This is a genomic window from Microbacterium sp. KU4F, assembly GCF_056868075.1.
Map to the genome: position 1 here is coordinate 3,145,367 of NZ_CP200324.1, position 15,113 is coordinate 3,160,479.

Below are 15,113 nucleotides of genomic sequence, written 5' to 3' on the forward strand. Positions count from 1 at the left end.
TACTGAACCGTTCCGATCGACGGTGAAGGAAGGACGCGCATGAATGCCGTGCTCGAGCGCCCGAAGGTCGCTCGCGGGCAACGCGTAGGATTGCCCACGATGGACGACACCAGCCTCTGCCGTGGACACCCGCTCTCAATTCGAGGAGCAGGCGTTGCCGTTCATGGACCAGCTGTATGCGGCGGCGATGCGCATGACGCGCAATCCCTCCGATGCAGCCGATCTCGTGCAGGAGACCTTCGTCAAGGCGTTCTCCTCGTGGGCGACGTTCACGCAGGGCACGAACCTCAAAGCGTGGCTGTACCGCATCCTGACCAACACGTACATCAACGTGTACCGCAAGAAGCAGCGCGAGCCTTACCAGGGCGCCATCGACGATCTCGAGGACTGGCAGCTGGGCGGCGCGGAGTCGACCACCGCAACCAGCACCCGCTCCGCCGAGGCGGAGGCGATCGACCACATGCCGGCGTCGATCGTGAAAGAGGCGCTGCAGTCGATCCCCGAGGACTTCCGGCTGGCGGTGTACCTCGCCGATGTCGAGGGCTTCGCCTATCAGGAGATCGCGGACATCATGAAGACCCCTATCGGCACGGTCATGAGCCGCCTGCACCGAGGCCGGCGCATGCTTCGTGACCTGCTCGCCGACTACGCGAAGGAACGGGGCATCGCCCCGTCTGCACCCAGGAGCAAGAAATGACCGACTGCGGCTGCGAGAAGGCCCGACGCGATCTCGAGGAGTACCTCCGCAACGAGATGTGCCACGTGGAGCACAGCGACATCCGCGAGCACCTCGAGACCTGCGCCGAGTGCCGCGACGAGGCGCTCGTGGCGACCACGCTCACCGAGGTCGTCGCGCGGGCGTGCAAGGAGACGGCGCCCGACCAGCTTCGCGACCAGGTGCTCGAGCGGCTCCGCGCCGCACAGGCGACTCATCACTGACGCACAGAGTTCTGCTCCCGCGGACCATCCCTGGTCGATAGGGTGACGGCGGCACTCTGAGTCCGTGGGAGGTCGCGTGTCACAGGCGGACTGGTCGCGCGCTCGGCGCCACGCGATCACGGCGGCGCAGGTGCGTCGATACGCGGTGCGTCATCCGGTCGCCCTCGGCCTCGCCACCCTCGTCCTGGCCGCATCGCTCGCCACCGGTTCCCTCTGGGGTGCGGATGCCACGGCCTGGGGCAGCGGCGCGGCCGCGCTCGCCGACGGCCGGTGGTGGTCCATCCTCACCGCGCTCGTGGTCCCCGATTCGACGGTCGAGGTCTTCCTCAGCCTCCTGCTCGTCCTCACGGCATTCGCCTACGCGGAGTCGCTGCTGGGTCACCTGAGATCCGCGATCGTCTTCGTGTCCGGCGGGGTCCTCTCGATCCTTCTCGGCGCGACCGCGCACGCCGCGCTGTGGGGTCTCGACGAACTGCGCCCCCTGGAATCGAACGATCCCGTACTGGATCCGTCGATGGGGATCTTCGCTGCCGTGCTGGCGGCATCCGCGCTCGCGTCCGCACTCTGGCGGCGGCGCATCAGACTCGTCGCGCTCGCCACCGTCGTCATGTTCGCGCTCTACGCGGGCGACGCCGACTCCTGGTATCGGTTGATCGCAGCCCTGCTGGGCCTGGCGGCGGGCTCGCTCCTGGCGCGGCGGAGGCCGCGGCTGGACTGGCATCGATCCTCGTCGCGCGAGGTGCGCGCGCTCATGGCGGTGCTCGTGGCGATCACCGGTCTCGGGCCGCTCGCCGCAGTGATCGCCGGCGGCGGACGGGGCCCGTTCTCCCTCGTGGCCTCGTCGTTCCTCGCCTTCGACGAGCATCTCGTCGATCGGTGCGAGGTGAGCTACCGGCCGGTGTGCGACCACGAGTTCGCGCTCGTGCTCACGCGCGGCGTCGGCCCCGTGCTCCTCGCCCTCGTTCCGCTGGCGCTGCTGATCGTGGCCGCACTGGGTCTTCGACGCGGACGCCGGGCGGGCCTGCTCCTGGCCGTCTGCGTCCAGGGCGTGCTGGCTGTGCTCGCCCTCTACGCGCTGGTCAGCGGCGAGCTGGCGATCGAGCCCTGGGCCGATGGATCCGGGCTCGAGTACGTGCTGTGGGCGGTCGCTTCCATCGGTGTGCCCGTCGCGAGCGCCACGGCCCTGATCGTCGTGCGCCACCGGTTCCCGGTGCGTGCGACCCGCCACGCCGCCCGGACGTTCGCGGCGACCGTGCTGATCGCCTTTCTCGCCTGCGGCGCCGTCTTCGTGGCGAGCGAGACCCTGCTCCGGCAGTCGTTCGATGTGACTCCGACGCTCACCGATATCGTGGTGGAGTCGTGGCGCAGGTTCGTGCCGCCCGCCTTCCTGCAGGGCATCGGACAGCCGCCTTTCCCTCGTCACGGTGCGGCACTGTGGATCTATCAGTGGGTGGGCGTCGTGTTCTGGGCGATCGTCGTGCTCGCTCTGGTCCGCCTTTATCGAAGCGTCCGTCCGCCCGAGGATGCGGACGCGCGCCTCTACCGCGATCTGCTGCGCCGCGGCGGCGGGACCCTCTCGTTCCTCGGAACCTGGCGCGGAACGCGCTACTGGTACAGCGCGGACCGCGCCTGCGCGGTCGCGTACCGGCTCGTCGGTGACGTCGCCCTGGCGGTCGGCGACCCGCTCGCACCGCACGGAGAGCAGGCGCGGGCCATCAGGGGCTTCGTCGACTTCTGCGCAGAGTCGGGGTGGACAGCGGCGTTCTACAGCATTCACGACGAAGCACTTCCGGTCTTCGATGACATGGGATGGAAGTACGTCTCCGTGGGGGAGGAGACCGTGCTGGTCGCCTTCGAGGTGACCCTCGAGGGCAAGCAGTGGCAGAAGGTGCGCCAGCCCGTCACCCGCGCGGAACGAGAGGGCATGACGGCGGTCTGGACGCGGTGGGCCGACCTCAGCGCCGCCGAGCGTTCGCAGATCCGCGAGATCGATGAGCAATGGGTCGCTGACAAGGCGTTGCCGGAGATGGGGTTCACTCTGGGCACCTTGGAGGAGATCACCGACCCGGAAGTGGCGTTGCTGCTCGCGGTCGACGACGCCGACCGCATCCAGGTCGTGACGAGCTGGATGCCCTCCTGGCGTGACGGCGTGCCGAGCGGATGGACGCTCGATTTCATGCGCCGTCGCGCCGACGGGCCCAACGGTCTGATGGAGTTCGCGATCGCGCGTGCGGCCCAGCAGGCCGCGGCCGACGGGGTGGGGGAGCTCAGTCTTTCGGGCGCTCCGATGGCGGTCAAACCCGACGTCGAGGCACCCGGCGACACGACGATCCTCTCCGGAGTGCTCGGCTGGCTGGCTCAGACCCTCGAGCCCGCGTACGGCTTCGACTCTCTCTTCCGGTTCAAGCGGAAGTTCCATCCTCGGTATCGCACGATCTGGCTGGCCTACGGCGACCCGGTCGATCTCCCGCGGATCGGCACCGCGATCGGTCGGGCCTACCTGCCCGACGCTACTGTTCGTGATGTGCTGGCGCTGCTGCGCAGTGCTCGAGGAGGAGACAGATGATCCAGTGGCTGCTGACACTCGAACTCATCAACAGCCCGCTGCGATGGGTCGTCTGGTCGGTCGTCGCCGTGTGCGCGCTCGTCCTGCTCGTCGTGCCGCCACGCCGCATCCGTCGTCTGCTGATCACCGCGGCGGTGGGCGCCGTCATCGGCTACGCCGGTGCCCACCTCCTGGAGGCGTGGGACGTGTTTCAGGGTCCCCTTCCGGTGCATGCCGCCGTATGGATCGCGGTGGGTGTTGCGACAGCGGCCATGGGCGCGGCGGGACTGTTCATCCGGCCGTGGTGGCGTCGGGTGGTGGCGGGGTTGCTGATCGTCGCCGGTGCGATCGGAATGGGGCTGAGCGTCAACGCCGCCTATGGGCTCACCGGCAACCTCGCGGCGATTCTCGGCATTCAGGCATTGGATAGCGCGCCACTGCCCGGGACCTCTGCCGCGTCGGGTGACGCCGCCACCCTCTACCAGACGTGGACACCGCCCGCCGGCATGCCGTCGACGGGCCGGGTGAGTGCGCTATCGGGCGACCAGAGGATCCCCGCGACCGGCTTCCAGGCGCGAGATGCGGCGTTGTACCTGCCGCCCGCGGCTCTCGTTCCGAACCCGCCGCGTCTTCCGCTGTTGGTGTTCATGATGGGCCAGCCCGGCACTCCCGACCCGACGGTGCTGGCCAAGAGCCTCGACGCCTTCGCCGCCGCGCACAACGGACTCGCCCCGATCGCGATCGTCGCCGATCAACTCGGCTCGGTCAACGTCGACCCCGCGTGCGCGGATTCCGCGACGTACGGGAAGGTCTCGACGTATCTCAACGTCGATGTCCCCGCATACGCGCGGGCGCACCTGAACATCGTCGACGACCCGGCGTACTGGGTCATCGGCGGGTACTCGAACGGGGGAGCATGCGCTCTCACGTATGGCGCCCAGTTCCCGCAGACCTGGGGCAACATCATGGACATCTCGGGCAACGAGTACCCCGGCTCGGAACACGTCGATCAGACCGTCAAGGATGTCTTCGGCGGGAATCGAGCAGCGTTCGACGCCGCCACCCCGGCTGCTCTGCTCGCCGCCCATCCCGGCCAGTACGACGGACATGCGGCCGTCTTCACGCACGGGGAGCAGGACGGACAGTTCGGCCCGGGACAGGTGGCGAATGCCGCGCGTGCGCACGCGGCGGGGTTCGCGGTGCTCACCGAGACCATCCCGGGGGAGGGACACACGGGGCCCGTGCTCCAGAAGGGACTCGACTATGCGATCGGCGCTCTGGCGCCTCGTCTCGGTCTCGCGGCGCCCGCGACGGGGTGAGCGTCTGCGCACACGTGAAGGCGGGCCCCGGAATTCCGGGGCCCGCCTTCACGTGATCGGACTCAGAACGTGAGCGCGCGGCGCAGGAGTTCCGCCTGCTCGATCTGGTGCATCTTCGCGGAGCCGGCAGCGGGTGAGGCGGATGCGGCCCGCGAGACGACACGGATCGTACGGTCGTGCAGGTGCTTGACGACCTCGAGCGCAATGAAGGGCCATGCGCCCTGGTTCTCGGGCTCTTCCTGGACCCACACGAGCTCCGCGTTCGGATAGCTGTCGATGACGGCGTTCAGCTCGTCGATCGGGGCGGGGTAGTACTGCTCCACACGGACCAGCGCGACACGCTCGTCGGGGTTCTTGTCGAGCTCCGAGCGCAGATCCCAGTGGATCTTGCCGGCGTGCAGGAGCACCCGCGTGACGGCGTTCTTGTCGATGCCGCGCTCGTCGTCCAGCACCGGCTCGAACTTGCCCTGCGTGAACGCCTCGACGGGGCTGACGGCGTCGCGCAGACGCAGCATGGCCTTCGGGGTGAACACCACGAGTGGGCGGCGCGGCTGGGCGTAGGCCTGGCGGCGCAGCAGGTGGAAGTAGGACGCGGGCGTCGACGGACGCGCGACCGTCATGTTGTCCTGGGCGCACATCTGCAGGAAGCGCTCGATGCGCGCGGACGAGTGGTCGGGGCCGGCGCCCTCGTAGCCGTGCGGGAGCAGGAGGACCACGCTCGACTGCTGGCCCCACTTCTGGTCTGCGGAGGAGAGGTAGGTGTCGATCACGGTCTGGGCACCGTTGGCGAAGTCGCCGAACTGCGCCTCCCACAGCACCAGGGCATCCGGCCGCTCCACCGAGTACCCGTACTCGAACGCGACGGCCGCGTACTCGCTGAGCAGCGAGTCGTAGACGAAGAAGCGCCCCTGGCCCTCGCTGAGATTCGTCAGCGGCAGCCATTCCTGACCGTTGTCGCGGTCGTGGAAGACGGCGTGGCGCTGCACGAAGGTGCCGCGGCGGGAGTCCTGGCCCGCCAGGCGCACCGGCGTTCCTTCGACGAGGAGCGAGCCGAACGCGAGCAGCTCGCCGAAGGCCCAGTCGATACCGCCGGAACGGCTCATGGTGTGCCGCTTGTCGAGCAGCTGCTGCAGCTTGGCGTGCACCGTGAAGCCGTCGGGCTTGTTCACGAAGGCGTCGCCGATCAGTTGCACGACATCCGTGGACACGCCGGTGGTCTCGGGTTCGCCCACGGCCCGCTCGACCTCGACGCTCTCGGTCACCACCGGGTGGGTGCCGGTCTCGGCCTCGTGCGTCTCGGCGAATGCCACCTCCAGGCGGTCCTGGAAGTCGCGTTTGGCCTGCTCGTACTCTTCCTCCGTGATGTCGCCGCGACCGACGAGCGACTCCGTGTAGAGCCGGCGGACCGAACGCTTCGCCTCGACGAGGTTCGTCATGAGCGGCTGCGTCATCGACGGGTCGTCGCCCTCGTTGTGACCGCGGCGACGGTAGCTGACGAGATCGATGACGATGTCGCGGTGGAACTCCTGGCGGTACCGGAAGGCGAGCTCGGCCGCGCGCACGACCGCCTCCGGGTCGTCGCCGTTCACATGGAGGATGGGGGCCTGGATGGTCTTGGCCACATCCGTCGCGTAGACCGAGGTGCGTCCATCGACCGGCAGCGTCGTGAATCCGAGCTGGTTGTTGATGACCACGTGCACGGTGCCGCCGGTGCGGTAACCGCGCAGCTGCGACATCTGCAGCGTCTCGACGACGACGCCCTGGCCGGCGAAGGCCGCGTCGCCGTGGACGAGGATGGGCAGCCAGGCGAAGGTGCCGATGGGCTTGCGGTCCTGCTTGGCGCGCACGATGCCCTCGAGCACCCCGTCGACGGTCTCGAGGTGGGAGGGGTTGGCGGCGAGGATCACGGGAAGCTCCGTGCCCGCATCCGACTGGAACGTGCCCTCGGTGCCCAGGTGGTACTTCACGTCGCCCGATCCGCGCTTGTTGCCGGGCAGGCTCGTGCCCTCGAACTCGCGGAAGACCTGGCCGTAGGTCTTACCGGCGACGTTGGTCAGCACGTTCAGGCGGCCGCGGTGCGCCATACCGATGGCCGCGCCGTCGAGGCCCGCGGAGGCCGCGCCCTGCAGGATCTCATCGAGCAGCGGGATGACCGACTCGCTGCCCTCCAGGCTGAACCGCTTCTGCCCCACGTACTTGGTCTGCAGGAACGTCTCGAACGCCTCGGCCTGGTTGAGCTTGGAGAGGATGCGCAGCTGCTCGTCGTGGCCGGGCTTCTGGTACTTCACCTCGACGTTGTCCTGGAACCACTTGCGCTGCACCGGGTCCTGGATGTGCATGTACTCGATGCCGAGAGTGCGGCAGTAGGAGTCGCGCAGCACGCCGAGGATGTCGCGGAGCTTCATCTGGCGCTTGCCGCCGAAGCCGCCGACCACGAACTCGCGGTCGAGGTCCCAGAACGTGAGGCCGTGGCTCTCGATCTCGAGGTCGGGGTGCGTGCGCTGCACGTACTCGAGCGGGTCGATGTCTGCCATCAGGTGACCGCGGACGCGGTACGAGTTGATGAGCTCCTGGACGCGCGCGCCCTTGTCGATGCGCTCGGCCAGGTCGACGTTGATGTCACTGGCCCAGTGGATGGGGGCGTAGGGGATGCGCAGCGCCGCGAAGATTCCCTCGTAGAAGTCGCGCTGCCCGATCAGCAGCTCGTGGACCTTCTTGAGGAACTCGCCGGAGCCGGCGCCCTGGATCACGCGGTGGTCGTAGGTGCTCGTCAGGGTGATGGTCTTGCCGATGCCGAGCTCGACGAGCGTCTTCTCGCTCGAGCCCTGGAACTCGGCGGGGTACTCGAGGGCTCCCGCGCCGATGATGCAGCCCTGGCCCTTCATGAGGCGGGGCACCGAGTGCACGGTGCCGATGCCGCCCGGGTTGGTGAGCGAGAGCGTGGTCCCCTGGAAGTCGGCCGCCGTCAGCTTGTTCGTACGGGCGCGCTTGACGAGGTCTTCGTACGAGGCGAGGAACTCGTTGAACGTGAGGGACTCGGCGCGCTTGATGCTCGGCACCATGAGCGCGCGCGTGCCGTCGGGCTTGGGGAGGTCGATCGCGATGCCCAGGTTGATGTGGGCGGGAGCGACGACCGAGGGCTTGCCGTCGACCTCGGCGTAGAAGACGTTCTGGCTCGGGAACTCTTTCAACGCCTGGATGAGCGCCCAGCCGATGAGGTGCGTGAAGCTCACCTTGCCGCCGCGGGTACGGGACATGTGGTTGTTGATGACGATGCGATTGTCGATCATCAGCTTCGCCGGGACCGTGCGCACGCTCGTCGCGGTGGGCACCGTCAGCGACTCGTCCATGTTGGCGGCGAGGGTCTTCGTCATCCCCTTGAGAGTGGTGACGACGTCCTCCTGCACTTCGCCCGCAGGGTCTGAGGGCTGCGCCTTGGGAGCCTGCGCCGGGATCGGCTGCGGCTTGGCCGGCTTTCCGGTCGTGCGCGCGACCGGCTGCGAGCCGATCACGGGGATCGGCGCGGTCACGGGATGAGGCTCGGATGCGGCGGGCGCCGCGGGTGCGGCCTTGGCGGCGCCGCCCGATCCGGCCTGCGAGTGGTAGGCCTCCAGGACCGGCCACCAGGACTTGTCGACCGAGTTACGGTCGACAAGGAACTGTTCGTAGAGTTCCTCGACGAGCCATTCATTGGCTCCGAACTCTCCTTCGTTCGATACTCCGACGCCCGTCACCTGGCTCGACACTCTCGATCGCCCGCTTTCGTGAGATTCATCCGCAATGCGGGGCCGTCGTGGGCCCACACGCACGACACGCAAGCCTAGTCGAGTATCCGAGGGTTCGCTCCCGGCGCGTCGCGGTTGACAGCCTCGGCGGAGTGTGGGCGGCGTACGCTCTGCAGACATGGAGTTCTACGGCGCGCAACCCGAGACCGACCTCACCTACTCCGACGTCTTCCTGGTGCCTCGGCGCTCGGATGTGACGAGCCGCCTGGACGTGGATCTCTCGCCCCGCGACGGCACCCCGATGCGCATCCCCCTCGTCTCGGCGAACATGAACTCCGTCACCGGCGCGCGGCTCGCCGCGACACTCGCTCGGCGCGGCGGGCTCGGTGTGCTCCCGCAGGACATGCCGCTGCAGGAGCTCGATGGCGCCATCCGGTGGGTGAAGCGTCAGCCGGTGCGCTGGGACACCCCGATCGTGCTGCCTCCGACGGCGACGGCGGCGGACGCCGCCAAGCTCCTGCCCGCGACGGAGGGATACGGCATCGTCGTGGCCGATCCCTCGGCCGCATCCCTCGACCTCGCCGACGTCGTGGGCGTCGTGCCCGCCACGCGCCTCGCGACCGCGCTGCGGGATGCGACCCTGGGCGACCTCGTGCGCGCGCGACCGGTCGCGATCGACGCGGACGACGTCTCCGACCCGCGGCAGGCGTTCGACCTGATCGTCGCGGCGGATGCGGAGACCGTGTGCGTGGTGGAGCGGGGCCATCTCGTCGGAACGCTCTCGCGGCGCAGCGCCCTGCGCTCGACGCTCTACAGCCCTGCGGTGGATGCGGACGGGCGTCTGATCGTCGCCGCGGCCGTCGGCATCAACGGCGACGTCGCCGCCAAGGCGCGCGCCCTGGCGGCGGCCGGTGTCGATGTGCTCGTGCTCGACACCGCCCACGGACACCAGGAGGGGATGCTGCGCGCCCTGCGCGCGGTCGCGGATCTGGGCCTGGGACTTCCTCTCGTGGCGGGCAACATCGTCACCGCGGACGGCGTGCATGATCTCGTCACCGCGGGCGCGTCGATCTTGAAGGTCGGTGTGGGGCCCGGGGCCATGTGCACCACGCGCATGATGACCGCCGTCGGACGGCCGCAGTTCTCGGCCGTGCTGGAGACCGCGTCGGCGGCGCGTGAGCTCGGCGCGCACGTGTGGGCGGACGGCGGCGTCCGCTACCCGCGGGACGTGGCGCTCGCGCTGGCGGCGGGTGCCGCATCCGTCATGGTCGGTTCCTGGTTCGCCGGGACGATCGAGGCGCCCGGGGAGCTGTTCGCGGACGCGCAGGGGCGGGCCTACAAGGAGTCGTGGGGCATGGCCTCGACGAAGGCGGTGCATGCGCGGTTCGGCGGACTGGATGCGTACGAGCTCGCCCGCAAGGAGCTGTTCGCCGAGGGGATCTCGTCATCGAAGATCTACCTCGACCCGCTGCGGCCGGGGCTCGAGGATCTGCTCGACATGATCACGTCGGGCGTGCGGTCCTCCTTCACCTACGCGGGGGCGGCGACGGTGCCCGAGTTCCACGTGCGCGCGCTCGTGGGGCTGCAGTCGGCCGCCGGCTATGAGGAGGGCAAGGCCCTTCCCGTCAGCTGGTGACCCGTCAGGGCTCGAGTCCTCCACGCCCGAGTTGCGTCGCATGTGCGCAGATGCGCCACTTTTCCGCATCCGCGACATGTATTGACAGGCGCGGGTGCGCAAAAGTGTGGCACCTGGGCGCCCGATCGTGGCGCTTGCCTGCCCTATCCCAGAGGACGCGGACGGGATGTCGGGAGCCCGGCGCCGCGGAGGATGTCGTACAGGCGCCGTGGATCGTCCAGGTCGCCCGCCCTCCAACGGGAGAACCCGCCGACGAGGCGTCGCAGCGCATCTTCCCTGTCCTTCTCCGCCGCGAGAGCCTGGATGGGGGTGCGGCCGGTCTCGCGTGCGTAGGAGAAGTACTTGCCCAGTCCGTCGAACTCACCGATGTGGTCGTGTCGGGGCCAGAAGAAGTCGGCGACATACAGTGCGCCGTCGGCGAGACGGATGCGGTGTTGGATCTCGGGCTCCGGAAAGCCGAGCTCGACGATCAGCACCCTGCTCTGGCTCTCGCGCACGTTCGCCGCGCCGGTGCGCGCGAACGCGACGGCGCGGCGGATGCGCGCCAGCCCGCGCCGCTGCCGCGCGGCGACACGGTCGTGCACCTGCGCCATCGTGGCCAGCGCGCCGCCGGACCGGGCATTCCAGACGGCCTGGTCGATCGCCGCGACACCGCGCGCGAAAGAGCTGGATGCGGCGAGGTCCACGGCCGTCTGAGCGGGGCTCGTGACGAAGCAGTCGCCCCACGGCATGAGCTCGACGTTGTGCATCGCCCGCGTGTGCCGACGCATCAGCCCGGTCGATCGCCCTCCCGCATCCGCCTCCACCGAGACATCCAGCCGCGCCGGCCACTCGCCCAGCGTGTCGATGCCGTGCACCGCGGCTGCGGCGTGGTGGCTGAAGACGGTGCCCGAGGCGACGCGGACCGATGCCTCCCAGACGCGCTGTGCGTGGCGGGCCATCGGCGTGAGCTCGCGCCACCTGGCGGCGTCGACGAAGACGCCGGGTGCGGCACGCACGACGGCCCCGGTCTCGATCTCTCGTCGCAGCTGCCGCTCGTCGAGCCGGTCGAAGGGCTCGTCGCGTCGTCGGCGGAGTCCGGTAAGCGGGGGAGCGTCGCGCCACGTCATGCGGCCATGGTGCGGTGCACCGCGAGGTCGGCGGGCGCCGCATCCGTCCCCGTAGGAGGACGCGCCGCATCCGTCGGACGGGGGAGGAGGGATGCGGCGCCCCCTGCCGACTTCGGAAGCGCGGCGGCGCTACACATGTGCGCAACCGCGACAGGGATGAGATGTCGCCCTTGCGCGGAACTGTGGCGGATGCGCACATGCGACGCAACTCGGGCAGAAGGGGCGGGGTACAGCGGGCGGGCGCCCGGAGTGCACAGGAACGGGACGGCGGGGGCGGGGCTCCCGTAGACTGTCCGGCACGATGGACGACCCTCCCAGTTGCAGACGATGGCCCCACCGACCCGCCTCCCCCGAGGGAGGTGACGTGTGATGGATTACGTCATGCTGGGCGTGGGGCTCTTGCTCACGATCGGAACCGGTCTGTTCGTCGCCAGCGAGTTCGCGCTGGTCAACCTCGACCGTGCCGACCTCGAAGCGCGCAGGGATGCGGGTGAGTCTCGGCTCGCGATGACCATCAGCGCGCTGCGCATCACCTCGACCCATCTGTCGAGCGCGCAGCTGGGCATCACGTTGACGACGTTGCTCACCGGTTACACGATGGAGCCGGCGATCTCCAACCTCCTGCGCCCGGTGCTGGCCGGGTGGGGCGTGCCGGAGGCGATCGTGGTGGGGCTCGCGGCCACGATCGGCATCGCCATCGCCACGGTCTTCTCGATGATTCTCGGCGAGCTGGTCCCCAAGAACTTCGCGCTCGCGATCCCGCGCCAGACGGCGAAACTGGTCATGCCGTTCCAGGTCGCGTTCACGACCGTGTTCCGCCCCGCGGTGTCCGTGCTCAACGGCAGCGCGAACGGCATCCTGCGCTCCATCGGCATCGAACCGAAGGAAGAGCTCTCGGGAGCACGCACCGCCGAAGAGCTCTCCAGCCTCGTGCGCCGATCGGCGAGCGCCGGCGTGCTGGAGGAGGACACGGCGTCGCTGCTGGATCGCAGCCTCACCTTCGCGCGACTGACCGCCGACGACGTGATGACGCCGCGTCCCCGCGTGCACGCGGTCGCCGCATCCGACTCGGCGAACGACGTCATCCAGCTCGCCCGCAAGACCGGGCACAGCCGCTTCCCCGTCTTCGGCGAGTCCATGGACGACATCGTCGGGATCGTGCACCTGAAGGCCGCCGTCGGTGTGCCGCGAGATCGCCGCACCGAGGTGCCGGCCGCGGCCCTCGCCACCGAGCCGCTGCGGGTGCCGGAGACCGTGCACCTCGATCAGCTCGTCGCCGAGCTTCGCGCCCGGGGCTATCAGATGGCGGTCGTGCTCGACGAGTACGGCGGGACGGCGGGGGTGGTCACCCTCGAAGACCTCGTCGAGGAGATCGTGGGCGAGGTGCTCGACGAGCACGACCGTCGCCGGGCCGAGATCGTGCGCGGGGCGGACTCGCTCACAGTATCGGCGGCGCTGCGCCCCGACGAGGTGCTCGATCGCACCGGCATCCGCGTGCCCGAGGGCGAGGTCTACGACACGCTCGGCGGCTTCCTCATGGCCGAGCTCGGCCGCATCCCGGCCGTCGGCGACGAGGTCGAGATCGAAGACGGCACCCTCGCCGTCGTGCGCATGGACGGTCGTCGTGTCGACCGTGTGCGGTTCACCCCCAGGCCCGTCCCCGAGGATGCGGACACCGACGAGCAGGAGCGGACCCGATGAACGACTGGGCGGGAATCCTCTGGCTGGTCGTGCTGCTGGTGTTCAACGCGTTCTTCGTCGGTGCGGAGTTCGCCGTCATCTCGGCGCGGCGCTCGCAGATCGAGCCGCTCGCAGAGAAGGGCTCGCGATCGGCCAAGACCGCACTGTGGGCCATGGAGCACGCGACGCTCATGCTCGCGACGTGCCAGCTCGGCATCACGATCTGCTCGCTGCTGATCCTGAACGTCTCGGAGCCGGCGATCCACCACTTGCTGGCGGTGCCGCTGGAGCTGACCGGATGGGGCGACGCGGCCGTCGACGTCATCGCGTTCGTCGTCGCGCTCGTGCTGGTGTCGTACCTGCACGTGGTCTTCGGTGAGATGGTGCCGAAGAACCTGGCCTTCTCCGTGCCCGACCGGGCGGTGCTGATGCTGGCGCCGCCGCTCGTGTGGGTGTCGCGGGTGTTCCACCCCGTCATCGTCACGCTGAACTGGATCGCCAACCACGTGGTGCGCCTGTTCCGTGTGGAGCCGAAGGACGAGGCCGCCTCGACCTTCACGCTCGAAGAGGTGGCCACGATCGTCAACCAGTCGCGCATCGAGGGCGTCCTCGAGGACGCCTCGGGGACGGTCTCGGCGGTCGTCGAGTTCACCGACAAGGATGCGGGCGACGTCGCCGTCCCGCTCGCGGATCTGGTGACGCTGCCGCAGCTGACGACCCCGGACGAGATCGAACGCGCTGTCGCCCGACACGGCTTCTCGCGCTACGTGATCGTCGACGACGAGGGGATGCCGGTCGGGTACGTGCACCTGAAGGATGTGCTGCGTGTCGCCGAGGACGGTGTCGACCCCTCGGTCGATCGTCCGATCCCGGCCAAGCGGATCCACCACATGGTGCAGGTGCAGGAGACGACCGACCTCGAGGATGCGCTGGCGGCCATGCGCCGGGCGGGGCGTCACCTCGCCCAGGTGCGCGACGCTCAGGGCAACACGACCGCGGTCCTCTTCTTGGAAGACGTCATCGAGGAGCTGATCGGCGAAGTGCAGGACGCGACGCGCCGCGGCCGCTGAGCAGGTCTCAGCGGCGCCGCGCGGCGCGCTCGTACTGCGGCGGCCAGGGGCCGACGACGCCGAGCTCGTCGGCGGCGCGGAGTGCGAAGTGCGGATCGCGGAGCCATTCCCGGGCCGCCATGATCGCGTCCGCGTCGCCGTCCTGCAGCACCTGCTCGGCCTGCGCGCCGGTCTCGATGAGCCCGACGGCGCTGACGGCGAGGCCCTCGTCGCGCACGCGCCTGGCCAGCGGCACCTGGTAGCCGGGGCCGACGGTGATGTTCTGGTGGGCGACGAGCCCGCCGGAGGAGATGTCGAAGAAGTCGGCTCCTGCCTCCGCCGCCCAGACGGCGACCTGCGCGGTCTCCTCGATGTCCCAGCCGCCCTCCGCCCAGTCGGTGCCGGAGAAACGGACGAACACCGGAAGCTCGCCCGCCGCCTCGCGCACCGCGGCGACGACACGCAGCAGAAGGCGTGCTCGGTTGACGAGCGGACCGCCGAACTCGTCGGTGCGGTGGTTGGACAGCGGCGACAGGAACTCGTGCAGCAGGTAGCCGTGCGCCGCGTGGACCTCGAGGACGTCGAAGCCCGCCTCCACGGCGCGGCGTGCGGCGGAGCCAAAGGAGGCGACGAGCGCATCGATCTCGTCGAGCGTGAGCTCGCGCGGGGTCGCATAGCCCTCGAACGCGATCGCCGAAGGGGCGGCCGCCTCCCACCCGCCGGCCTCGGCCGGCACGGTGCCGCGGTGCCCGGAAAAGGGCGAGTAGGTCGATGCCTTGCGTCCGGCGTGGGCGAGCTGGATGCCGGCGGCCGCGCCACGGGCGTGGATCGCGGTCACGATGGGCGCCCAGGCGTCGCGCTGCTGGTCGGAGTAGATGCCCGTGTCCTCGGGGGAGATCCGGCCCTCGGGTGACACTGCGGTCGCCTCGCTGATGACCAGCCCCGCGCCGCCAGAGGCGAACTGGGCGAGATGCACGTGGTGCCACTCGCCCGGGAAGCCGTCACTCGCGCTGTACTGACACATGGGTGCGACCCACAGGCGATTGCGGAACTCGACGCCTCGGATCGTGTAGGGGCTGAACAGCGCGGTCACGGTACTCCTTCGCGGATA

General features: G+C 69.5%; 10 protein-coding genes and 1 pseudogene. 7 read left to right on the forward strand and 4 right to left on the reverse strand.

What is annotated here, in order from left to right; all coding sequences use genetic code 11:
* Positions 1-99: 99 nt before the first annotated feature.
* From AC1VNH_RS15575 to AC1VNH_RS15590, 4 genes and pseudogenes are all read left to right on the forward strand, one after another.
* A pseudogene (locus tag AC1VNH_RS15575) lies at positions 100-697 on the forward strand (sigma-70 family RNA polymerase sigma factor).
* Positions 694-939 carry a zf-HC2 domain-containing protein gene (locus tag AC1VNH_RS15580; protein ID WP_483112440.1) on the forward strand — a complete coding sequence of 82 codons (246 nt, stop codon included), beginning with the start codon at positions 694-696 and terminating at the stop codon, positions 937-939. The pseudogene AC1VNH_RS15575 and the gene AC1VNH_RS15580 overlap by 4 nt, the downstream one beginning before the upstream one ends.
* A gap of 76 nt (positions 940-1,015) precedes the next feature.
* Positions 1,016-3,505, forward strand: a complete 2,490-nt coding sequence (locus tag AC1VNH_RS15585; protein WP_483112442.1) for a bifunctional lysylphosphatidylglycerol flippase/synthetase MprF — start codon at positions 1,016-1,018, stop codon at positions 3,503-3,505.
* A complete protein-coding gene (locus tag AC1VNH_RS15590) occupies positions 3,502-4,803 on the forward strand; it encodes an alpha/beta hydrolase (protein ID WP_483112443.1) in 1,302 nt (433 codons plus the stop codon). Before AC1VNH_RS15585 ends, AC1VNH_RS15590 begins: the two co-directional genes overlap by 4 nt.
* Before the next feature lie 62 nt (positions 4,804-4,865).
* On the opposite strand, the gene AC1VNH_RS15595 is transcribed toward AC1VNH_RS15590, so the two are convergent.
* Entirely contained in the window at positions 4,866-8,549 is a 3,684-nt protein-coding gene (locus tag AC1VNH_RS15595) for a multifunctional oxoglutarate decarboxylase/oxoglutarate dehydrogenase thiamine pyrophosphate-binding subunit/dihydrolipoyllysine-residue succinyltransferase subunit (protein WP_483112444.1), read from the reverse strand.
* A gap of 157 nt (positions 8,550-8,706) precedes the next feature.
* On the opposite strand from AC1VNH_RS15595, the gene guaB1 reads away from it, so the two are divergent.
* Complete coding sequence (gene guaB1 / locus AC1VNH_RS15600; RefSeq protein WP_483112445.1) at positions 8,707-10,164, forward strand: GMP reductase; 1,458 nt, start codon at positions 8,707-8,709, stop codon at positions 10,162-10,164.
* A 143-nt stretch (positions 10,165-10,307) separates the two neighbouring features.
* Here guaB1 and AC1VNH_RS15605 read toward each other — a convergent pair whose 3' ends face one another.
* Complete coding sequence (locus AC1VNH_RS15605; RefSeq protein ID WP_483112446.1) at positions 10,308-11,273, reverse strand: hypothetical protein; 966 nt, start codon at positions 11,271-11,273, stop codon at positions 10,308-10,310.
* Positions 11,270-11,410, reverse strand: a complete 141-nt coding sequence (locus tag AC1VNH_RS15610) for a hypothetical protein (protein WP_483112448.1) — start codon at positions 11,408-11,410, stop codon at positions 11,270-11,272. Before AC1VNH_RS15610 ends, AC1VNH_RS15605 begins: the two co-directional genes overlap by 4 nt.
* 232 nt (positions 11,411-11,642) lie before the next feature.
* Between AC1VNH_RS15610 and AC1VNH_RS15615 the strand changes: the two genes are divergently transcribed.
* A complete protein-coding gene (locus tag AC1VNH_RS15615; protein WP_344226077.1) occupies positions 11,643-12,974 on the forward strand; it encodes a hemolysin family protein in 1,332 nt (443 codons plus the stop codon).
* Positions 12,971-14,023 (forward strand): hemolysin family protein, encoded by a 1,053-nt coding sequence (locus AC1VNH_RS15620; protein ID WP_483112449.1) that lies wholly within the window; start codon positions 12,971-12,973, stop codon positions 14,021-14,023. The genes AC1VNH_RS15615 and AC1VNH_RS15620 overlap by 4 nt, the downstream gene beginning before the upstream one ends.
* 7 nt (positions 14,024-14,030) lie before the next feature.
* Here the strand turns inward: AC1VNH_RS15620 and AC1VNH_RS15625 are convergent, their stop codons facing one another.
* Positions 14,031-15,095, reverse strand: coding sequence for an NADH:flavin oxidoreductase/NADH oxidase (locus AC1VNH_RS15625; RefSeq protein ID WP_483112451.1), 1,065 nt, complete (start codon positions 15,093-15,095; stop codon positions 14,031-14,033).
* Positions 15,096-15,113 lie beyond the last annotated feature (18 nt).